25 protein-coding genes and 1 tRNA gene are annotated in these 17,976 nt (G+C 63.1%); 19 read left to right on the plus strand and 7 right to left on the minus strand.

The window, feature by feature from the left end; genetic code table 11:
• Positions 1 to 195 precede the first annotated feature (195 nt).
• The 18 genes from rplN (at position 196) to NWF24_RS34050 (ending at position 9,119) form a co-directional block, all read left to right on the plus strand.
• Positions 196 to 564: a 50S ribosomal protein L14 gene (rplN, locus tag NWF24_RS33965; protein WP_009124801.1), complete on the plus strand. Its 369-nt coding sequence runs from the start codon at positions 196 to 198 to the stop codon at positions 562 to 564.
• Between the two features lie 13 nt (positions 565 to 577).
• Positions 578 to 910, plus strand: a complete 333-nt coding sequence (gene rplX, locus NWF24_RS33970) for a 50S ribosomal protein L24 (protein WP_093059397.1) — start codon at positions 578 to 580, stop codon at positions 908 to 910.
• 11 nt (positions 911 to 921) lie between these two features.
• Positions 922 to 1,461, plus strand: coding sequence for a 50S ribosomal protein L5 (rplE, locus tag NWF24_RS33975; protein ID WP_013544114.1), 540 nt, complete (start codon positions 922 to 924; stop codon positions 1,459 to 1,461).
• An 8-nt stretch (positions 1,462 to 1,469) separates the two neighbouring features.
• Positions 1,470 to 1,775: a 30S ribosomal protein S14 gene (rpsN, locus tag NWF24_RS33980; RefSeq protein ID WP_258352353.1), complete on the plus strand. Its 306-nt coding sequence runs from the start codon at positions 1,470 to 1,472 to the stop codon at positions 1,773 to 1,775.
• A 20-nt stretch (positions 1,776 to 1,795) separates the two neighbouring features.
• Positions 1,796 to 2,191 carry a 30S ribosomal protein S8 gene (gene rpsH, locus NWF24_RS33985; RefSeq protein WP_093059395.1) on the plus strand — a complete coding sequence of 132 codons (396 nt, stop codon included), beginning with the start codon at positions 1,796 to 1,798 and terminating at the stop codon, positions 2,189 to 2,191.
• Between the two features lie 24 nt (positions 2,192 to 2,215).
• A complete protein-coding gene (gene rplF / locus NWF24_RS33990; protein ID WP_258352354.1) occupies positions 2,216 to 2,749 on the plus strand; it encodes a 50S ribosomal protein L6 in 534 nt (177 codons plus the stop codon).
• Between the two features lie 14 nt (positions 2,750 to 2,763).
• Positions 2,764 to 3,129 (plus strand): 50S ribosomal protein L18, encoded by a 366-nt coding sequence (gene rplR / locus NWF24_RS33995; protein ID WP_042672913.1) that lies wholly within the window; start codon positions 2,764 to 2,766, stop codon positions 3,127 to 3,129.
• An 18-nt stretch (positions 3,130 to 3,147) separates the two neighbouring features.
• Positions 3,148 to 3,666, plus strand: coding sequence for a 30S ribosomal protein S5 (gene rpsE, locus NWF24_RS34000; protein WP_013544109.1), 519 nt, complete (start codon positions 3,148 to 3,150; stop codon positions 3,664 to 3,666).
• A gap of 25 nt (positions 3,667 to 3,691) precedes the next feature.
• The gene (rpmD, locus tag NWF24_RS34005) at positions 3,692 to 3,877 is read left to right on the plus strand and encodes a 50S ribosomal protein L30 (RefSeq protein ID WP_009124818.1); all 186 of its coding nucleotides are present in this window, start codon (positions 3,692 to 3,694) and stop codon (positions 3,875 to 3,877) included.
• A gap of 11 nt (positions 3,878 to 3,888) precedes the next feature.
• Positions 3,889 to 4,320: a 50S ribosomal protein L15 gene (gene rplO, locus NWF24_RS34010; protein WP_093059389.1), complete on the plus strand. Its 432-nt coding sequence runs from the start codon at positions 3,889 to 3,891 to the stop codon at positions 4,318 to 4,320.
• Between the two features lie 27 nt (positions 4,321 to 4,347).
• Complete coding sequence (secY, locus tag NWF24_RS34015; protein WP_093059387.1) at positions 4,348 to 5,661, plus strand: preprotein translocase subunit SecY; 1,314 nt, start codon at positions 4,348 to 4,350, stop codon at positions 5,659 to 5,661.
• A gap of 64 nt (positions 5,662 to 5,725) precedes the next feature.
• Positions 5,726 to 5,839, plus strand: a complete 114-nt coding sequence (gene rpmJ, locus NWF24_RS34020) for a 50S ribosomal protein L36 (protein WP_013544106.1) — start codon at positions 5,726 to 5,728, stop codon at positions 5,837 to 5,839.
• Positions 5,840 to 5,862: 23 nt separating this feature from the next.
• Positions 5,863 to 6,228: a 30S ribosomal protein S13 gene (rpsM, locus tag NWF24_RS34025; RefSeq protein WP_013544105.1), complete on the plus strand. Its 366-nt coding sequence runs from the start codon at positions 5,863 to 5,865 to the stop codon at positions 6,226 to 6,228.
• A 12-nt stretch (positions 6,229 to 6,240) separates the two neighbouring features.
• Positions 6,241 to 6,645 (plus strand): 30S ribosomal protein S11, encoded by a 405-nt coding sequence (rpsK, locus tag NWF24_RS34030; protein ID WP_009124825.1) that lies wholly within the window; start codon positions 6,241 to 6,243, stop codon positions 6,643 to 6,645.
• A 131-nt stretch (positions 6,646 to 6,776) separates the two neighbouring features.
• On the plus strand, positions 6,777 to 7,400 hold the full coding sequence (rpsD, locus tag NWF24_RS34035; RefSeq protein WP_009124826.1) for a 30S ribosomal protein S4: 624 nt from the start codon (positions 6,777 to 6,779) through the stop codon (positions 7,398 to 7,400).
• Positions 7,401 to 7,542: 142 nt separating this feature from the next.
• The gene (locus NWF24_RS34040) at positions 7,543 to 8,532 is read left to right on the plus strand and encodes a DNA-directed RNA polymerase subunit alpha (RefSeq protein WP_093059385.1); all 990 of its coding nucleotides are present in this window, start codon (positions 7,543 to 7,545) and stop codon (positions 8,530 to 8,532) included.
• A 93-nt stretch (positions 8,533 to 8,625) separates the two neighbouring features.
• Positions 8,626 to 9,024, plus strand: a complete 399-nt coding sequence (gene rplQ / locus NWF24_RS34045; RefSeq protein WP_093059382.1) for a 50S ribosomal protein L17 — start codon at positions 8,626 to 8,628, stop codon at positions 9,022 to 9,024.
• Positions 9,025 to 9,042: 18 nt separating this feature from the next.
• Positions 9,043 to 9,119, plus strand: a tRNA-Met gene (locus NWF24_RS34050).
• A 111-nt stretch (positions 9,120 to 9,230) separates the two neighbouring features.
• Here the strand turns inward: NWF24_RS34050 and NWF24_RS34055 are convergent.
• Positions 9,231 to 9,881, minus strand: coding sequence for an HD domain-containing protein (locus tag NWF24_RS34055; RefSeq protein WP_258352355.1), 651 nt, complete (start codon positions 9,879 to 9,881; stop codon positions 9,231 to 9,233).
• Between the two features lie 109 nt (positions 9,882 to 9,990).
• Between NWF24_RS34055 and NWF24_RS34060 the strand changes: the two genes are divergently transcribed.
• A complete protein-coding gene (locus NWF24_RS34060) occupies positions 9,991 to 10,974 on the plus strand; it encodes a GlxA family transcriptional regulator (protein WP_258352356.1) in 984 nt (327 codons plus the stop codon).
• Here the strand turns inward: NWF24_RS34060 and NWF24_RS34065 are convergent.
• The 6 genes from NWF24_RS34065 to NWF24_RS34090 are packed head-to-tail and all read right to left on the minus strand — an operon-like array spanning position 10,961 to position 17,898.
• A complete protein-coding gene (locus tag NWF24_RS34065) occupies positions 10,961 to 11,359 on the minus strand; it encodes a RidA family protein (RefSeq protein WP_258352357.1) in 399 nt (132 codons plus the stop codon). The two genes, NWF24_RS34060 and NWF24_RS34065, sit on opposite strands and share 14 nt — an antisense overlap.
• Positions 11,356 to 12,978, minus strand: a complete 1,623-nt coding sequence (locus NWF24_RS34070; RefSeq protein ID WP_258352358.1) for an AMP-binding protein — start codon at positions 12,976 to 12,978, stop codon at positions 11,356 to 11,358. The genes NWF24_RS34065 and NWF24_RS34070 overlap by 4 nt, the downstream gene beginning before the upstream one ends.
• 5 nt (positions 12,979 to 12,983) lie before the next feature.
• Positions 12,984 to 14,177 (minus strand): acyl-CoA dehydrogenase family protein, encoded by a 1,194-nt coding sequence (locus NWF24_RS34075; protein ID WP_258352359.1) that lies wholly within the window; start codon positions 14,175 to 14,177, stop codon positions 12,984 to 12,986.
• A 4-nt stretch (positions 14,178 to 14,181) separates the two neighbouring features.
• Positions 14,182 to 15,036, minus strand: a complete 855-nt coding sequence (locus NWF24_RS34080; protein ID WP_093076145.1) for an enoyl-CoA hydratase family protein — start codon at positions 15,034 to 15,036, stop codon at positions 14,182 to 14,184.
• Positions 15,033 to 15,512, minus strand: coding sequence for a MarR family winged helix-turn-helix transcriptional regulator (locus NWF24_RS34085; protein ID WP_258352360.1), 480 nt, complete (start codon positions 15,510 to 15,512; stop codon positions 15,033 to 15,035). Before NWF24_RS34085 ends, NWF24_RS34080 begins: the two co-directional genes overlap by 4 nt.
• Before the next feature lies 1 nt (position 15,513).
• On the minus strand, positions 15,514 to 17,898 hold the full coding sequence (locus NWF24_RS34090; RefSeq protein ID WP_258352361.1) for a bifunctional salicylyl-CoA 5-hydroxylase/oxidoreductase: 2,385 nt from the start codon (positions 17,896 to 17,898) through the stop codon (positions 15,514 to 15,516).
• Positions 17,899 to 17,976: the final 78 nt, after the last annotated feature.

Below are 17,976 nucleotides of genomic sequence, written 5' to 3' on the forward strand. Positions count from 1 at the left end.
CGCGAGATGGTGTAATGGGGTTGTTGACATCGGCATTAGTGCGTGCAACAATCGCGGGCTTCGCTTCTAAAAGGCGAAGCTTTCAGCCCAAAGCGGAAGTGTCTCGAGTGGTTCGAGGCATGGACGACGGGCCCAAGACTGACCGCGGTGCCTCCCTCCTGGATGCACATCGGTACAAGTTGGGAATATCAAGAAATGATCCAAACTGAATCCCGGCTCGAAGTGGCCGACAACACAGGCGCGAAATCCGTCCTGTGTATCAAGGTGCTCGGTGGCTCCAAGCGGCGTTATGCCAGCGTGGGCGACGTCATCAAGGTCAGCATCAAGGAAGCCGCTCCGCGTGGTCGCGTCAAAAAGGGCGAGATCTATAGTGCAGTGGTGGTCCGCACCGCCAAGGGCATCCGTCGCGCCGACGGCTCGCTCGTCAAGTTCGACGGCAACGCAGCAGTGTTGCTCAACGCCAAGCTGGAGCCCATCGGCACCCGCATCTTCGGACCGGTCACGCGCGAACTGCGCACCGAGAAGTTCATGAAGATCGTGTCGCTGGCACCTGAAGTTCTGTAAGGACAACAACGCCATGAACAAGATTCGCAAAGGCGACCAGGTCATCGTGTTGGCCGGTCGTGACAAGGGTAAGCGCGGCACCGTGTCGCTCCGCAAGGACGATTCGCACGTGCTCGTCGAAGGCATCAACGTCGTCAAGAAGCACACCAAGCCGAACCCGCTCAAGGGTACGACCGGTGGCATCGTCGAGAAGTCCATGCCCATTCACCAATCCAACGTGGCGATCTTCAATGCTGCGACCGGCAAGGCCGATCGCGTGGGCATCAAGATCACCCAGGGTGCTGACGGCAAGCGCGTGGCTGTTCGCGTCTTCAAGTCCAGCGGCGACGAAATCAAGATCGCCTAAGAGGTACTCACATGGCACGTCTCCAACAACACTATCGCGAAAAGATCGCGAAAGACCTGACGGAAAAGTTCGGCTACAAGTCGCCGATGCAGGTTCCGCGCCTCACCAAGATCACCCTGAACATGGGTGTGGGTGAAGCAGTCGCCGACAAGAAGGTTCTCGACAACGCTGTCGCCGACCTGACCAAGATCGCTGGCCAGAAGCCCGTGGTCACCAAGTCGAAGAAGGCTATCGCCGGTTTCAAGATCCGCGAAAACCAGCCGATCGGCTGCATGGTCACGCTGCGTGGCGTGCAGATGTATGAGTTCCTGGACCGTTTCGTGACCATCGCGCTGCCGCGTGTTCGCGACTTCCGCGGCATTTCCGGCCGTGCGTTCGACGGCCGTGGCAACTACAACATCGGCGTCAAGGAACAGATCATTTTCCCTGAGATCGAGTACGACAAGGTCGATGCCCTGCGCGGTCTCAATATCAGCATCACGACGACGGCCAAGACCGACGAAGAAGCCAAGGCGCTTCTCGCTGGTTTCCGTTTCCCGTTCAAGAACTGAGGTGATCTGTGGCTAAAGCATCTTTGATCCAGCGCGAACTCAAGCGCGACAAGCTGGTTGCCAAGTTCGCTGCGAAGCACGCGGAACTGAAGGCAATCTCCAACGACGTGAAGAAGAGCGACGAAGAGCGCGCTGCAGCCCGCCTGGGCCTGCAAAAGCTCCCGCGCAACGCGAACCCCACGCGTCAGCGCAACCGTTGCGAAATCACTGGTCGCCCGCGTGGCACCTTCCGTCAATTCGGTCTGGCCCGCGCCAAGATCCGTGAACTGGCTTTCGCTGGCGACATCCCCGGTGTCACCAAGGCCAGCTGGTAAGCCAGGCAGGAGCAAACAACATGAGCATGAGTGATCCCATTGCCGACCTGCTGACGCGTATCCGTAACGCGCAGATGGTGGCGAAGCCCACCGTGTCGGTCCCGTCTTCCAAGGTGAAGATCGCGATCGCACAAGTCCTGAAGGACGAGGGCTACATCGACGGCTTCCAGGTCAAGACCGAAGCTGGCAAGAGCGAGCTTGAAATTTCGCTGAAGTACTACGCTGGCCGTCCGGTCATCGAGCGCATTGAGCGTGTGAGCCGCCCCGGCCTGCGCGTCTACAAGGCCAGTGCTTCCATTCCGCAGGTTCAGAACGGCCTCGGCGTTGCGATCGTCACGACCCCCAAGGGCGTGATGACCGACCGCAAGGCTCGCGCCACCGGTGTCGGCGGCGAAGTTCTGTGCTACGTCGCCTAACCGAGACATCGAGGAGTTACTGAAATGTCCCGAGTAGGAAAAATGCCGATCACCATCCCCGCAGGCGTGGATGTGTCGATCAAGGAAGACCAGATCAGCGTCAAGGGCACGGGCGGCACGCTCAGCCTCGCGCGCAACGCGCTGGTGAAGGTCGCCAGCAATGACGGCAAGCTGAGCTTCGAACCCGCCAACGAGTCGCGTGAAGCGAACGCGATGAGCGGCACGATTCGTCAGCTGGTGAACAACATGGTGGTTGGCGTGACCAAGGGCTTCGAGAAGAAGCTCAACCTGGTCGGCGTCGGCTACAAGGCCGCAGCTTCCAACAACAAGTTGAACCTGCAGGTTGGTTATTCGCACCCGGTCAACATCGATATGCCCCAAGGCATCACGGTGGCCACCGCGACCCCGACCGAAATCGTGATCAAGGGTGCTGACCGTCAGCGCGTTGGTCAAATCGCCGCTGAGATCCGCGCTGTTCGTCCGCCTGAGCCTTACAAGGGCAAGGGCATCCGTTATTCGGACGAGAAGATCGTGATCAAAGAGACCAAGAAGAAGTAAGGGGCAGCAAAATGATGTTGACCAAAAAAGCACAGCGTCTTCGCCGCTCGCGCCAGACCCGCATTCGCATCGCGACGCAGGGCGTGGCCCGTCTGACGGTGAACCGCACCAACCTGCACATCTACGCGACCGTCATCTCCGACGACGGTACCAAGGTGATTGCAACCGCATCGACGGCAGAAGCCGAAGTGCGTACCTCGCTCGGCGGTTCGGGCAAGGGCGGCAATGCCGCTGCTGCCACCGCCGTCGGCAAGCGCATCGCTGAAAAGGCGAAGGCTGCCGGCGTCGAGAAGGTCGCCTTCGACCGCGCAGGTTTCGCATACCACGGCCGCGTCAAGGCGCTGGCCGAGGCGGCTCGCGAAGCCGGTCTGCAGTTCTAACCGGACACGAGATTCAAAATGGCAAAGATTCAAGCAAGAACGCAGAACGAAGGCCCTGAAGACGGTTTGCGCGAGAAGATGATCGCGATCAACCGCGTCACCAAGGTGGTGAAGGGTGGTCGTATCCTCGGTTTCGCAGCACTCACCGTGGTGGGCGACGGCGAAGGTCGCGTCGGCATGGGCAAGGGCAAGTCGAAGGAAGTGCCTGCCGCTGTGCAGAAGGCAATGGAAGAAGCCCGTCGCAACCTGGCCAAGATCTCGATCAAGAACGGCACGCTGCATCACCGCGTGACGGGTCACCATGGCGCCGCTTCGGTCGTCATGATCCCCGCCCCGAAGGGTACCGGCATCATCGCTGGCGGCCCGATGCGCGCTGTGTTCGAAGTCATGGGCATCACCGATATCGTGGCCAAGAGCCATGGTTCGTCGAATCCCTACAACATGGTTCGCGCCACGCTCGACGGGTTGAAGAATTCGACGACCGCGTCCGCAGTGGCTGCCAAGCGTGGCCTGACCGTCGAAGAAATCTTCGCTTGAGCGCAAGCCTGAAAGAAGCATTCAAATGACGACGCAACAACAAACCCTCAAGGTGCAATTGGTCAAGAGCCCGATTGGCACCAAGGAATCGCATCGCGCGACCGTGCGTGGCCTCGGCCTGCGCAAGCTCAATAGCGTGAGCGAGCTGCAAGACACCCCTGCGGTGCGCGGCATGATCAACAAGATCAGTTATCTGGTCAAAGTTCTGTAAGAGAGACTGATATGGAACTCAATGGCATCAAGCCGGCGGATGGCGCCAAGCACGCCAAGCGCCGCGTCGGCCGCGGTATCGGCTCCGGCATCGGCAAGACCGCAGGTCGCGGTCACAAGGGCCAGAAGTCGCGCGCAGGCGGTTTCCACAAGGTCGGCTTCGAAGGCGGTCAAATGCCGCTGCAGCGTCGCCTGCCGAAGCGTGGTTTCAAGTCGCATCTGCTGAAGTTCAACGCCGAAGTCACGCTGACTGCCCTCGAGCAGCTCGGTCTGGCCGAAGTGGACGTCCTGGCACTGAAGCAAGCCGGCCTCGTTGGCCAGCTCGCCAAGGTCGTCAAGATCGTCAAGACCGGTGAGCTCACCAAGGCCGTCAAGCTGACGGGCGTGGGTGCAACGGCTGGCGCCAAGGCTGCGATCGAAGCAGCCGGCGGCAGCATCGCCTGATCACCATCGGACTGAAAGAAGTTCTTCGTGGCAACTAACGCGGCAACGATCGCAAAAACAGGCAAGTTCGGCGACCTCCGCCGTCGGCTCGTCTTTTTGCTGCTCGCGCTCGTGGTCTACCGGATTGGCGCGCACATTCCTGTGCCGGGTATCAACCCGGACCAGCTGGCGGCGCTGTTCCAGGGCCAGCAGGGCGGCATTCTGAGCCTGTTCAACATGTTCTCGGGCGGGGCGCTGTCGCGCTTCACCGTGTTCGCGTTGGGGATCATGCCGTACATCTCGGCGTCGATCATCATGCAGCTGATGACCTACGTGCTTCCGACCTTCGAGCAATTGAAGAAGGAAGGCGAGGCCGGCCGCCGCAAGATCACGCAGTACACGCGCTACGGTGCGCTGGGCCTGGCTCTGTTCCAGTCGTTCAGCATCGCGGTGGCGCTCGAGTCGTCGGCTGGTCTGGTCATCTCGCCCGGTTTCGGCTTCCGCCTGACCGCCATGGTGAGCCTGACGGCAGGTTCGATGTTCCTGATGTGGCTCGGCGAGCAGATCACTGAACGCGGCCTGGGCAACGGCATCTCGATCCTGATCTTTGCAGGTATTGCGGCCGGTCTGCCCAATGCCATCGGCGGCCTGCTGGAGCTGGTGCGTACTGGTGCCATGAATGTCATCGTCGCGCTCTTCATCGTCGCGGTGGTGGTGCTGGTCACCTACTTCGTGGTGTTCGTCGAACGTGGCCAGCGCAAGATCCTCGTGAACTATGCGCGGCGCCAGGTCGGCAATAAGGTCTATGGCGGCCAGTCGTCGCACCTGCCCCTGAAGCTGAACATGGCTGGCGTGATCCCGCCGATCTTCGCTTCGTCGATCATCCTGCTGCCCGCAACGGTGGTTGGCTGGTTCAGCACCGGTGAAGGCGGCTTCCGCTGGATCAAGGACGTTGCCGGCGCTCTGCGTCCGGGCGAGCCGATCTACGTGCTGCTGTACGCTGCCGCGATCGTTTTCTTCTGCTTCTTCTACACGGCACTCGTGTTCAACAGCAAGGAAACGGCTGACAACCTGAAGAAGAGTGGTGCATTCATTCCTGGCATTCGCCCGGGTGACCAGACCGCTCGCTATATCGACAAGATTCTGGTTCGCCTGACGTTGGCTGGCGCGGTGTACATCACCTTCGTCTGCCTGCTGCCCGAGTTCCTGATCCTGAAGTACAACGTGCCGTTCTACTTCGGTGGTACCTCCCTGCTGATCATCGTGGTCGTCACGATGGACTTCATGGCCCAGGTGCAAAACTACATGATGTCCCAGCAGTACGAATCGCTGCTGAAGAAGGCGAACTTCAAGACATCGTAGGGCTGTGTTTCAGTATTGAGTCCGGGCGGTAGACCGCCACGTTAAACAGTTTTAGGAGAATGAAATGAGAGTTTCGGCTTCGGTCAAAACCATCTGCCGTAATTGCAAGGTCATCCGCCGTAAAGGTGTGGTGCGTGTGATTTGCACCGACCCGCGCCACAAGCAGCGCCAGGGTTGATTGAAGAGTATTAGAGGACGCACATGGCACGTATTGCTGGCATCAACATTCCGCCGCACAAGCACGCTGAAATCGGCCTGACCGCCATCTTCGGCATCGGTCGCACCCGCGCCCGTCAGATCTGCGAAGCGAGCGGCATCGAATATTCGAAGAAGATCAAGGATCTGACCGACGCCGATCTCGAAAAGATCCGCGACCAGATCGCTCTGTTCACCATCGAAGGCGATCTGCGTCGCGAGACGACGATGAACATCAAGCGTTTGATGGACATCGGCTGCTATCGCGGCTTCCGTCACCGTCGCGGCCTGCCGATGCGCGGCCAGCGCACGCGCACCAACGCCCGCACCCGCAAGGGTCCGCGCAAGGCTGCGCAGTCCCTGAAGAAATAAGGATAGAACAGCATGGCTAAAGCACCTGCAAACAACGCCGCACAGCGCGTTCGCAAGAAGGTTCGCAAGAACGTCGCGGACGGTATCGCTCACGTGCACGCTTCGTTCAACAACACCATCATCACGATCACCGATCGCCAGGGCAACGCCCTGTCGTGGGCTTCGTCGGGTGGCCAGGGCTTCAAGGGCTCGCGCAAGTCGACGCCGTTCGCTGCGCAGGTGGCTTCCGAAGTGGCCGGCCGTGCCGCTGTCGAACAAGGTATCAAGAACCTCGACGTCGAGATCAAGGGCCCGGGCCCCGGTCGCGAATCGTCGGTGCGCGCACTGGCTGCGCTCGGCATCCGGATCAATTCCATTGCCGACGTGACGCCCGTTCCGCACAACGGCTGCCGTCCCCAGAAGCGTCGCCGCATCTGATCGTCAGTCCGCAAGGCGCAGCCAGCTTTGAATAGCGGCTGCGCATTTGTTTTTTAACTAAGCCCACCGCCATCCGCGTTTCGCCGATGGCTCCCGCAGGCAACTGCGGCAGATGACACAAAGGAAAAATCGTGGCACGTTACCTCGGCCCCAAGGCCAAACTTTCCCGCCGTGAAGGCACCGACCTCTTCCTGAAGAGCGCTCGCCGTTCGATCCAGGACAAGGCCAAATTCGACTCCAAGCCCGGCCAGCACGGTCGCACCTCGGGTCAGCGCACTTCCGACTACGGCCTGCAACTGCGTGAAAAGCAGAAGGTCAAGCGCATGTACGGCGTGCTCGAGAAGCAATTCCGCCGCTACTTCGAAGAAGCTGATCGTCGCCGTGGCAACACCGGCGCCAACCTGCTGTTCATCCTCGAATCGCGCCTGGACAACGTCGTCTACCGCATGGGCTTCGGCTCGACCCGCGCCGAAGCGCGCCAGCTCGTGTCGCACAAGGCGATCACGGTGAATGGTCAGTCGGTCAACATCCCGTCGTACCTGGTCAAGACCGGTGACGTGATCGCCGTGCGCGACAAGTCGAAGAAGCAAAACCGCATTGTCGAAGCGCTGCAACTCGCCCAGCAAGTCGGTATCCCGGCTTGGGTTGATGTGAATGCCGACAAGGCCGAAGGCACGTTCAAGAAGGTGCCCGATCGCGACGAATTCGCCGCCGACATCAACGAATCGCTGATCGTCGAACTGTATTCGCGTTGATTTTTTCTACCCGCTTGCGCGTCTTTGCGCTGGCGGGAGATTGATATTGTTGTTCACGTTCCTGCTCCGCGCTTCGTCGCGGATCAGGTGCTTCACCAGCCTTACCGGTGTAACGAGCCGGGGGTATTGAGAGGAAGTCTGCATGCAAACCACCCTGCTGAAACCCAAGACCATCCAGGTCGAGCAACTTGCCCCCAACAAGGCCAAGGTCACGCTCGAACCTTTCGAGCGCGGCTACGGCCACACGCTCGGCAACGCGCTGCGTCGCGTTCTGCTGTCGTCCATGGTCGGCTACTCGGCCACCGAAGTCACGATCGCTGGCGTTCTGCATGAGTACTCGTCGATCGACGGCGTGCAGGAAGATGTCGTCAACATCCTGCTGAATCTCAAGGGCGTGGTGTTCAAGCTCCACAACCGCGACGAAGTCACTCTGAGCCTGCGCAAGGACGGCGAAGGCCCGGTCCTGGCGTCGGACATCCAGACCCCGCACGACGTCGAGATCATCAACCCTGACCACGTGATCGCGCACCTGTCGCAAGGCGGCAAGCTCGACATGCAGATCAAGGTCGAAAAGGGTCGCGGCTACGTGCCCGGCACGATGCGCCGCTATGCCGACGAGCCGACCAAGTCGATTGGCCGTATCGTCCTCGACGCGTCGTTCTCGCCCGTCAAGCGCGTGAGCTACACGGTCGAAAGCGCCCGTGTCGAACAGCGTACCGACCTCGACAAGCTGCTGGTTGAAATCGAAACCAACGGTGCAATCACCGCCGAAGACGCTGTGCGCGCATCGGCTAAAATCCTGGTTGAACAGCTCGCCGTGTTTGCGCAGCTCGAAGGCGGCGAACTCGCTGCATTCGATGCACCGGCACCGCGTAGCGCACAGCAATTCGATCCGATCCTGCTGCGCCCTGTCGACGAGCTCGAGCTCACCGTGCGTTCGGCCAACTGCCTGAAGGCCGAAAACATCTACTACATCGGTGACCTGATCCAGCGCACCGAAAACGAGCTGCTCAAGACCCCGAACCTGGGTCGCAAGTCGCTCAACGAAATCAAGGAAGTCCTCGCTTCGCGTGGCCTGACCTTGGGTATGAAGCTCGAAAGCTGGCCGCCGGCCGGTCTCGACAAGCGTTGATTTGAATTTTTGAAATAGACCCCCTTAAAAGGGCCAGTGCACCGGGCAGTACCTGACACGGCTGCCTGTTTTTATAAAGTAAAGGAAAGCACCATGCGTCACGGACACGGACTCCGCAAACTCAACCGCACCAGCTCGCACCGCCTTGCGATGCTGCAGAACATGATGAATTCGCTCATCGAGCACGAAGTCATCAAGACCACGGTCCCCAAGGCCAAGGAACTGCGCCGCGTCATCGAACCGATGATCACGCTCGCCAAGAAGCCCACGCTGGCCAACAAGCGCCTGGCTTTCGACCGCCTGCGCAGCCGCGACAGCGTCGTCAAGCTCTTCGGCGAACTCGGCCCGCGCTTCGCCGCGCGTCCGGGTGGCTACACCCGCATCCTGAAGATGGGTTTCCGCGTGGGCGACAACGCTCCGATGGCGCTCGTCGAACTGGTCGACCGTCCTGAAATTAAAGAAGAAGCAGCCGAGCAAAACGCTGCTGAATAAGCTATAATTCCATCTTGCCGCGCGATGGAGCAGCCTGGTAGCTCGTTGGGCTCATAACCCAAAGGTCGCAAGTTCAAATCTTGCTCGCGCAACCAATTTAAAAGGCCCTTTGAAATTCAAAGGGCTTTTTTTTTGGTCGGTAAATGAATTGAAAAAGCCCTCGCAAAGAGGGCTTTTTTGTTTCCGGAATTCGCGCGCACTCAGTCTTAACCGTGCCAGGCCGAGCAGCGGATCACGCTGCAGAAGTTGCCCCGATGGAAGTGCGGCTCCTTGTCCGCAATCACGTCCGCCTTGACGTTCCCGAACGTCGTCTCCGGCTTGTGCCGGATGCCGTCGTAGAAGGCCTGGATGATGTCTTCTTTGAAGTGTTCGGTGCGCGGATGCGCATGCACGACCTTCGTGCGCTCGGCCTCGCTGTACTCCTCGTAGGTCAGGCCCAGCACGTCCATCTCGACACCAGCCGTGACCAGCGCCACCACCGGGTGCATGTGCTGCGGGATACCGGGCGTCGTGTGCAGCGCGATCGCAGTCCACACCAGGTCGACATCCTGCTGCGAGATCCCGTGCCCGCGCAAGAAGTCGCGTGCAACGTTCGCGCCGTCGACTTCGAAGCGCTCGTGCGCGCTGCTGTGCTTCTTCACCAGCCCCATGTCGTGGAACATCGCGCCGGCGTACAGCAGCTCCGGGTCGAAGGTCAGCCCGCGGCGCTTGCCGGCGAGCGCTCCGAAGTAGTAGACCCGGCTCGAATGGTGAAAGAGCAGCGGCGGGGCCGTGTCCCGGACCAGCTCCGTGATCTCGCGTGCAAGCTTGCTGTCGGGGATGCGCACCCCTGCGACATCCGTCGTCGTCAAAGCCATGTGGATTTCTCCTGTGAAGTTGAGACAACTTTAGGAGTAGGCTGTGGTGGCTTCAATCGACGTAAGACGGCGAATCCAGACATTGCCCGGCTGAAAGCGCCACAGATCCATGAAAGCCACGAAGACCATCGCCATCCTCGCCATGCCCGGCGTCCAGTTGCTGGACGTGTCCGGCCCGCTCGACGTGTTCGCCGAGGCCAACGAGCAAGCCCGTTCGCAGGCCTACAGGCTGCAGGTGATCGCAAGTCGGCGAGGTCCCGTTCGCAGTTCCTCGGGAGTGCGGCTCATGCCCGATGCAATCATCGGCGATGCAATGGACGAACCTATCCACACGCTGCTCGTCGCGGGCTCTCCGCACGCTGCCGGTGCCGCGTCCGATGCCAATGTGACCGCGTGGCTGAAGCAGCAGACACCCAAGATGCGCCGCTTCGGCTCAGTCTGCAGCGGTGCCTTCGTGCTGGCCCAGGCAGGGCTTTTGAACGGCCGGCGCGTCACCACGCACTGGGCCGTTGCCGATCAACTCGCGCGGGACTTTCCCTCGGTCACCGTCGATACCGATGCCATCCACGTGCGCGACGGCCGCCTGCGCACGGCCGCTGGCGTCACGGCGGGCCTCGACCTGTCGCTCGCATTGGTCGAGGAAGACCTCGGCCGCGACATCGCCATGAAGGTTGCCGCGCAACTCGTGATGTTCTTCAAACGCCCTGGCGGCCAGATGCAGTTCAGCCGCAAGGGAGAGGCCGCGCCCACCGGCCGCTCGGCCCTGCAGGAGGTCCAGCGCTGGATCTCCACCAACCCTGCCGAGGATCACAGCATCGCGAATCTCGCGACGCGCATGGGTCTCAGCGAACGCCACTTCGCGCGGCTCTTCAGACAGGAGGTCGGAGTCACACCCGCAGCATGGGTGGAAGACGTTCGCGTGGCCGCCGCGCGCCGCCTGCTGGAGGCTGGAGACGCGGCACCCAAGCAGGTGGCGTTCGAATGCGGATTCGCCGATGCCGACACGCTGCGCCGCGCGTTCCAGCGGCAGGTCGGCATCACGCCCGCGGAGTACCGCAAGCGCTTCGGGACGGTGTCAGTCAGTCCGGAATGACTGCCGTCACCTCGATCTCGACCTTCGCGCGGTGCTCGACCAGCGCCGCCACCTGCACGCAGGTCATGGCCGGGAAGTTGCGGCCCATCGCATCGCGATAGACGGGGCCGAGTTCGGCGAGCCGGCTGCTGTATTCGTCGCGGTCCGTCACGTACCAGGTCATGCGCACCATGTGCTCGGGACCCGCGCCGCCTGCGCGCAGCACCTCGGCGATGTTGCGCAGCGCCAGGCCGCATTGCTCGATGAAGTCGTCCGACTCGAACTGCTGCTGCGCATTCCAGCCGATCTGTCCGCCGACGAACAGCGTCGTGCCGCGCGCGGCAACGCCGTTCGCATAGCCTTTGGGAGGCAGCCAGCCTTCGGGCTGCAGGAGTTTGTGGATCATGATGTTGTGTTGAGTTGTCTCAGTTTGAATCGTTGGAGCTTGCCGGTTTCGGTGCGCGGCAGCACCGGCACGAACTCGATTTCCCGCGGGTATTTGAACGGCGCGATCGTTGCCTTCACGTGGTCCTGCAGCGCCTTCACGAGGGCTGCATCGCCCTCGTTGCCGGGCTTGAGGACGCAGAACGCCTTCACGATCATGCCGCGGTCGGCATCGGGCTTGCCGATCACGCCGCACTCGGCCACGGCCGGGTGCTTGAGCAGCGCATCTTCGACCTCCGGGCCGCCGACGTTGTAGCCGGCCGTGATGATCATGTCGTCGGCGCGTGCCTGGTAGAAGAAGTAGCCGTCATCGTCCTGCACGAACGAATCGCCCGGATAGTTCCAGCCGTTCTTCACGTAGTCGGCCTGGCGCGGATCGTCGAGATAGCGGCAGCCCACTGGGCCCTGCAGCGCGAGTTTGCCGACCGTGCCGCGCGGCACCTCGTTGCCTTCGTTGTCCACCACCTTCGCGGTGAAACCCGGCACTGCCTTGCCGACCGCGCCGCGGCGCACGTCGTCGCCCGCAGCCGAAATGTAGATGTGGAACACCTCGGTGCCACCGATACCGTCGAGCATCTCGATGCCGGTGGCGTCCTTCCACAGCTGACGCGTGGCATCGGGCAGCGCCTCGCCGGCACTTACGCTGATGCGCAGGCTGGGCATGCCGTGCTGCTTCACGAACGGCGCCATCTGGCGATAGAACGTGGGCGCCGTATAGCAGATGGTCGCCCCGACCTCGTTGATGAGCTTCACCAGCCCCTCGGGCGTGAACGGCGCATCGGGAAAATAAATCGAAGCCCCCGCCCACATCGGGAACACCAGCAGCCCACCGAGGCCGAAGGTGAAGGCCAGCGGCGGAGAGCCCACCACGATGTCGTCGCTGCGCGCGCGCAGCACATGGCGCGGCCAGGTCTCGCACATCGCAAGCACGTCGCGGTGTGTGGTGACGGGCGCCTTCGGCTTGCCAGTGGTGCCCGATGTGAAGGCCAGCAGCGCGATGTCGTCCGATGCCGTGGGGCAGGCCTTGAACACACCGCTCTTCTTCGCCGCGCGTGCAGAGAGCGAGTCTTCCGCTTCAGGCTTGTTGAATGCGATCACCGTGGCGAGCACCGGATGCGCCTGCTGCGCGATCACGAGCTCGTCGAGCAGGCGCCCATCGCACAGCGCGGCCACGGGCTGCGCCTTCTCGATGATCTCGCCCAGCTCCTTCGCGCGCAGCAGCGGCATCGTTGCCACCGCGATGAGCCCGGCCTTCACCACCGCGAGCCACGACAGCGCCATGGCCACCGAGTTGCCGCCACGAAGCAGCACGCGATTGCCCGGCACGAGCCCGAGGTCTTCCGTCAGCACCTGCGCGATGCGATTGACCTCGACGGCCGCTTGCGCGTACGTCAGCGTGCCTTGCGGCGAACGCAGCATCGGCTTGTCGCCGAGGCCCTTGGCCGCCGCCTTGTCGAGCAGTTCCTCGACCAGGTTCAACTGGTCGGGCAACTGCAGCTCGGGCAGGTCGTAGCGAAAGACGGGCAGCTGCGCGGCAGGCGGCAGGCGGTCGTGAACGAAGCGGTCGACTTGGGCAGACACGGTGTTTATCCCCGCAGAACAGATTTACCGATGATCAGTTGTTGGACTTCCGTCGCGCCTTCGTAGATGCGCAGCGAGCGGATGTCGCGGTAGAGGCTTTCAATCTTCGTGCCAACCTTCACGCCGAGGCCGCCGTGCATCTGCAGCGACATGTCGATCACGCGGCTTGCGTTTTCAGTGGCGCACATCTTGGCCATTGCGGCTGCAGCGGAGACGTCGCCCACTGCCGGTGCACCGCGTTGCTCTGCGTCGTCGCGCATCCACGCGGCGCGGTACGTGAGCAGCGCAGCGCTGTCGATCAGTGCTGCCATCTCGCCGAGCTTGGCCTGCGTGAGCTGGAAATCCGCCAGCGTCTGGCCGAACATGCGGCGGCTCTTCGAATGCGCAATGGCTTCTGCCAACGCGCGACGACCCATGCCGAGCGCGGCTGCCGCTACCGAGGCGCGGAAGATATCGAGCGTGCGCATCGCGAGCTTGAAGCCGCCGTTGAGCTCACCGAGTTGCGCCGAGCGCGGCACGATGCAGTTCTCGAAACGCAGCGTAGCCAGCGGATGCGGCGCCATCACGTCGATGTGCGCGGAGGTGTCGAGGCCGGGCGTCGTCGCATCGACGATGAAGGCCGTGATGCCGCGCGTACCGCCGGTGGGGTCCGTCTTCGCGAAGACGCAATAGAAGTCGGCGATGCCGCCGTTGCTGATCCAGGTCTTCTCGCCGTTGAGCTTCCAGCCGTCGGTGGTCGCTTCGGCGCGCATTGCCATCGCGCCCACGTCGGAGCCTGCTTCGGGCTCGCTGAGCGCGAAGGCCGCGATCTTGCTGCCCTTGGCCACTGCCGTGAGGTAGTTCGTGTGCTGCTCCGGCGTGCCCGCGAGCGTGATCGCTCCGCTCCCGAGGCCCTGCATCGCGAACGCGAAGTCGGCGAGCGGCGAGTGAAAGGCGAGCGTTTCGCGCAGCAGCACGAGGGCGCGCGAGTCGAGTCGTTCCAGCGCGCCGCCGGACGTGCCCGGCACGCAGTAGCGCAGCCAGCCACCGGCGCCGAGCCGCTGAACCCAGTCGCGGCAGGCGGCGCGGTCATCACGCTCGTCGACTTCCTGCGCAGCGGCCCAGGGCAGCAGACCGTCGGCTAGCGCGCGATGCGCGTCGTCGAAGAAGGGCAGCGCAAGGTGCGCGGTCGATGGCGGGGCGGGTGCTTTGGTCATCATCGCGTCAGTCTCCGCCGAACACCGGCTTGCGCTTGGCTGCGAAGGCTTCGTACGCACGCTTGAAGTCTTCGGTCTGCATGCAGATGGCCTGCGCCTGCGCTTCGGCCTCGATGGCCTGGTCGATGGTCATGGACCATTCCTGCGACAGCATGGTCTTCGTCATGCCGTGAGCGAAGCTCGGGCCTTCGGCCAGCTCGCGCGCCACCTTGGTGGCGGCTTCGAGCAATGCATCGCTTTCGTGCAGCGCGTTGAAGAAGCCCCAGGCGTGGCCTTCCTGCGCCGTCATCGCGCGGCCAGTGAACAGCAGCTCCGATGCGCGGCCCTGGCCGATCACGCGCGGCAGCAGCGCGCAGGCGCCCATGTCGGCACCGGCAAGGCCCACGCGCGTGAAGAGGAACGCGGTGCGCGTGGCGGGCGAGCCATAACGCAGGTCGCAAGCCAGCGCGATCATCGCGCCGGCGCCGGCGCACACACCGTCGATGGCGCCGACGATGGGCTGCGGGCACGCACGGATCGCCTTCACCAGGTCGCCCGTCATGCGCGTGAACTCCAGCAGCTCGGGCATGCGCATGCCGGTCAGCGGTCCGATGATCTCGTGCACGTCGCCGCCAGAGCAGAAGTTGCCGCCTGCACCGGTCACGACGATCGCCTTCACGTCGGTCGCGTAGTTCAGCGCGCGGAACAGGTCGCGCAGTTCGGCATACGAGTCGAACGTAAGCGGGTTCTTGCGCTCCGGCCGGTTCAGCGTGACGGTGCCGACGCCGGCCTCGTAGCTCCATGCGAAGTGCTCGGCCTTGTAGGCTGCCTTCGCTTCGAATTGCGCGCGCATGGGGTTGCCTGCGCCGATGTAGTGCTTCATTCGGTCTCCGCCATCAATTGGTTGTGTGAGTGTTCCTTGACCTTGCCGAGCAGCTTGTGGAGTTGCGAGATCTCCTTGCCGCTGAGGCCCGCGAAGGCCTCGACGATCCAGTCTTCGTGCTGCTGCGCCATCTCGTTGAAGAGCTTGCGCCCGCGCGGCGTGAGGCGCACGCGCCAGGCGCGGCGGTCGCCCTCGACGTTGATGCGCTCGACCAACCCTTCGGTCACGAGCTGGTCGGTGATGCCGGTCACATTGCCGCCCGTCACCATCATGCGGCGCGAGAGCTCGTTCATCTTGAGACCGTCGGGCGAGCGCTCGAGCTGCGACATCAGGTCGAAGCGCGGCAGCGTGGTGGCGAACTGCGAGCGCAGTTCGTTGCGCACCTGCTTCTCGATCAGCTGGGTGCAGGTGAGCAGCCGCAGCCAGAGCCGCAGTGCTTCGGGGTGTTCGCTGTGCGCGCGCGCTTCGAGGTCCATGTCAGTGCGTCTCCTCGCCGCTCTGTGCGGCCATCGCGGCATTCGCTGCCGCTGCGAGCTGCTGTTGCTTGGCGATCTCGCGGTACATCTGGTCGCGACCGCTGAGGTATTGCTTGGGCCAGTCGACGTCGCGGCTCTGCAGCTTGGCGGCTTCGTGCAGCGTCCATGCTGGGTCAGCCAGGTGCGGGCGCGCGACGGCGCACAGGTCGGCGCGGCCGGCCGCGATGATGCTGTTGGCCTGGTCGGCGTCGGTGATGGCGCCGACCGCAATGGTCGAGATGCCGACCTCGTTGCGGATGCGGTCCGAGAACGGCGTCTGGTACATGCGGCCGTACACCGGCTTCGCGTCGCGCGTGGTCTGGCCGGAAGACACGTCGATGAAGTCGGCGCCGGCTTCCTTGAAGAGCCGTGCGATCACGATCGCATCGGCGTCGGTGTTGCCGCCGGGCGCCCAGTCGTGCGCGGAGATGCGCACGCTCATGGGCTTGTCTGCTGGCCACACGGCGCGCATGGCGCGGAACACTTCGAGCGGATACCGGCAGCGGGCTTCGATGTCGCCGCCGTATTCGTCGGTGCGTAGATTGGTGAGCGGGCTGATGAAGGCCGACAGCAGGTAGCCGTGCGCGCAGTGCAGTTCGAGCCAGTCGAAGCCGCATTCGACGGCGCGGCGGGTTGAGTCGACGAACTGGTCGCGCAGCGTGTCCATCTCGGCGCGCGTGATGGCGGCGGGAAGCTGGTTCTGTTCGCCGTAGGGCAGCGCGCTCGCGGCCAGCAGAGGCCAGTTGCCGCTTTCGAGCGGCTCGTCGGTGCCTTCCCAGCCCACGCGGGTGGAGCCCTTGGGCCCGCTGTGGCCGAGCTGCATGGCGATCTTGGCGCTCGACTGCGTGTGCACGAAATCGACGATGCGCTTGAACGCTGCCTGCTGCGTGTCGTTGTACAGGCCCGTGCAGGCCGGCGTGATGCGGCCTTCGGGCGTCGGGCTGGTCATTTCGACGAACACCATGGCGGCGCCGCCAAGTGCGCGTGCGCCCAGGTGCACGAGCAAAAAGTCCTGCGGCACACCGTCGACCGCGCTGTAGGTGGCCATCGGCGACACCAGGATGCGGTTCTTCAGCGTGAGCCCGCGCACCTTGTAGGGCATGAGCATCGGCGCCGTCGCCTTGCCGCCTGCCAGCCACTGCTCGTAGCCGCCGAGCCATTGCGTGTCGCGCACGCGCAGGTTCTCGTGGCTGATGCGCTGCGAGCGCGTGAGCAGCGAATAGGCGAACTGCTCGATCTGCATGCCGGTGTAGCGCGGCACGTTCTCGAACCACTCGGTGGAGTTGCGTGCGGCGTTCTGGATCTTCAGCACTTCGACGCTGCGGCGCGCCTCGTAGCCTTCGAGCACATGGTCGACCGTGCCGCCCTGCGCGAATTCGTTGGCCAGGTCGATCGCGTCTTCCAGCGCGAGCTTGGTGCCAGAGCCGATGGAGAAATGCGCCGTGTGCGCAGCATCGCCCATCAGCACCACGGGCACCGAGCGGCCTTCGACGTCGATGCGGTGCGTCCAGCGCTCGCACACCACGCGCGGAAAGCGGATCCAGTTGGCCGATCCGCGCAGGTGCGTGGCATTGCTGATCAGCGAGTGGCCGCCGAGGTACTTGGCGAACAGCTTCTCGCAGAAGGCGACGGCCTCGGGCTGCTCCATCTGGTCGAGGCCATGGGCCTTCCACACGGCTTCGGGCGTCTCGACGATGAAGGTCGAAGTCTTGTCGTCGAACTGGTAGGCATGCGCCTGGAACCAGCCGTGCTCGGTCTGTTCGAAGGCGAAGGTGAAGGCGTCGAAGGTCTGGTGCGTGCCCAGCCAGACGAAGCGGCAGTTGCGCAGGTCGACGTCGGGCTTGAACACGTCAGCGTAGCGCTGGCGGATGCGGCTATTGAGGCCGTCGCTGGCGATCACCAGATCGGCCTTGTACTGCGCGGCAATGGCCTGGTCGTCGGTGGCGTCGGTTTCGAACACCAGGTCGACTCCGAGCGCGAGGCATCGCTCCTGCAGGATGTTCAGCAGCCGTTTGCGGCCGATGCCGCAGAAGCCATGCCCCCCCGAGCGCACCTGGCGGCCCTTGAAGAACACCTGGATGTCGTCCCAGTGGTGGAACTCGTTGCCGATGAGCGCTGCGGTCTCGGCGTCGGCCGCGCGCAGGTTGCCCAGCGTCTGGTCGCTCAGCACCACGCCCCAGCCGAAGGTATCGAAGGGGCGGTTGCGTTCCACCACGGTGATCTGCAGCGCCGGGTTGCGCGCCTTCATCAACAGGGCGAAGTAGAGGCCTGCCGGCCCCCCGCCGATGCACAGGATGCGCTGGAGGTCCGAAGCGGGAGCGGATTTGAGCGGGCTGAGGCTGTTCATGGTTCAATAGTTTAGACATAAACAATCTCATGTCAATCCCGATTCGCACCGGGCGCCCGGCGTGCCGCTCGCGGCCCC

The organism is Variovorax paradoxus (assembly GCF_024734665.1).
In the GTDB taxonomy this organism is placed as follows: Bacteria; Pseudomonadota; Gammaproteobacteria; order Burkholderiales; family Burkholderiaceae_C; genus Variovorax.

Excerpts from the sequence above, each read along its gene's own strand:
- rplO (WP_093059389.1), top strand. The coding sequence starts at position 3,889 with ATGGAACTCAATGGCATCAAGCCGGCGGATGGCGCCAAGCACGCCAAG.
- rplE (WP_013544114.1), top strand. The coding sequence starts at position 922 with ATGGCACGTCTCCAACAACACTATCGCGAAAAGATCGCGAAAGACCTG.
- rplR (WP_042672913.1), top strand. The coding sequence starts at position 2,764 with ATGTTGACCAAAAAAGCACAGCGTCTTCGCCGCTCGCGCCAGACCCGC.
- rpsH (WP_093059395.1), top strand. The coding sequence starts at position 1,796 with ATGAGCATGAGTGATCCCATTGCCGACCTGCTGACGCGTATCCGTAAC.
- rplQ (WP_093059382.1), top strand. The coding sequence starts at position 8,626 with ATGCGTCACGGACACGGACTCCGCAAACTCAACCGCACCAGCTCGCAC.
- NWF24_RS34075 (WP_258352359.1), bottom strand. The coding sequence starts at position 14,177 with ATGATGACCAAAGCACCCGCCCCGCCATCGACCGCGCACCTTGCGCTG.
- rpmJ (WP_013544106.1), top strand. The coding sequence starts at position 5,726 with ATGAGAGTTTCGGCTTCGGTCAAAACCATCTGCCGTAATTGCAAGGTC.
- NWF24_RS34080 (WP_093076145.1), bottom strand. The coding sequence starts at position 15,036 with ATGAAGCACTACATCGGCGCAGGCAACCCCATGCGCGCGCAATTCGAA.
- rplX (WP_093059397.1), top strand. The coding sequence starts at position 578 with ATGAACAAGATTCGCAAAGGCGACCAGGTCATCGTGTTGGCCGGTCGT.
- rpsK (WP_009124825.1), top strand. The coding sequence starts at position 6,241 with ATGGCTAAAGCACCTGCAAACAACGCCGCACAGCGCGTTCGCAAGAAG.
- NWF24_RS34065 (WP_258352357.1), bottom strand. The coding sequence starts at position 11,359 with ATGATCCACAAACTCCTGCAGCCCGAAGGCTGGCTGCCTCCCAAAGGC.
- NWF24_RS34040 (WP_093059385.1), top strand. The coding sequence starts at position 7,543 with ATGCAAACCACCCTGCTGAAACCCAAGACCATCCAGGTCGAGCAACTT.
- NWF24_RS34090 (WP_258352361.1), bottom strand. The coding sequence starts at position 17,898 with ATGAACAGCCTCAGCCCGCTCAAATCCGCTCCCGCTTCGGACCTCCAG.
- NWF24_RS34060 (WP_258352356.1), top strand. The coding sequence starts at position 9,991 with ATGAAAGCCACGAAGACCATCGCCATCCTCGCCATGCCCGGCGTCCAG.
- NWF24_RS34055 (WP_258352355.1), bottom strand. The coding sequence starts at position 9,881 with ATGGCTTTGACGACGACGGATGTCGCAGGGGTGCGCATCCCCGACAGC.
- rpsE (WP_013544109.1), top strand. The coding sequence starts at position 3,148 with ATGGCAAAGATTCAAGCAAGAACGCAGAACGAAGGCCCTGAAGACGGT.
- rplN (WP_009124801.1), top strand. The coding sequence starts at position 196 with ATGATCCAAACTGAATCCCGGCTCGAAGTGGCCGACAACACAGGCGCG.
- rpsM (WP_013544105.1), top strand. The coding sequence starts at position 5,863 with ATGGCACGTATTGCTGGCATCAACATTCCGCCGCACAAGCACGCTGAA.
- rpmD (WP_009124818.1), top strand. The coding sequence starts at position 3,692 with ATGACGACGCAACAACAAACCCTCAAGGTGCAATTGGTCAAGAGCCCG.
- NWF24_RS34085 (WP_258352360.1), bottom strand. The coding sequence starts at position 15,512 with ATGGACCTCGAAGCGCGCGCGCACAGCGAACACCCCGAAGCACTGCGG.
- rplF (WP_258352354.1), top strand. The coding sequence starts at position 2,216 with ATGTCCCGAGTAGGAAAAATGCCGATCACCATCCCCGCAGGCGTGGAT.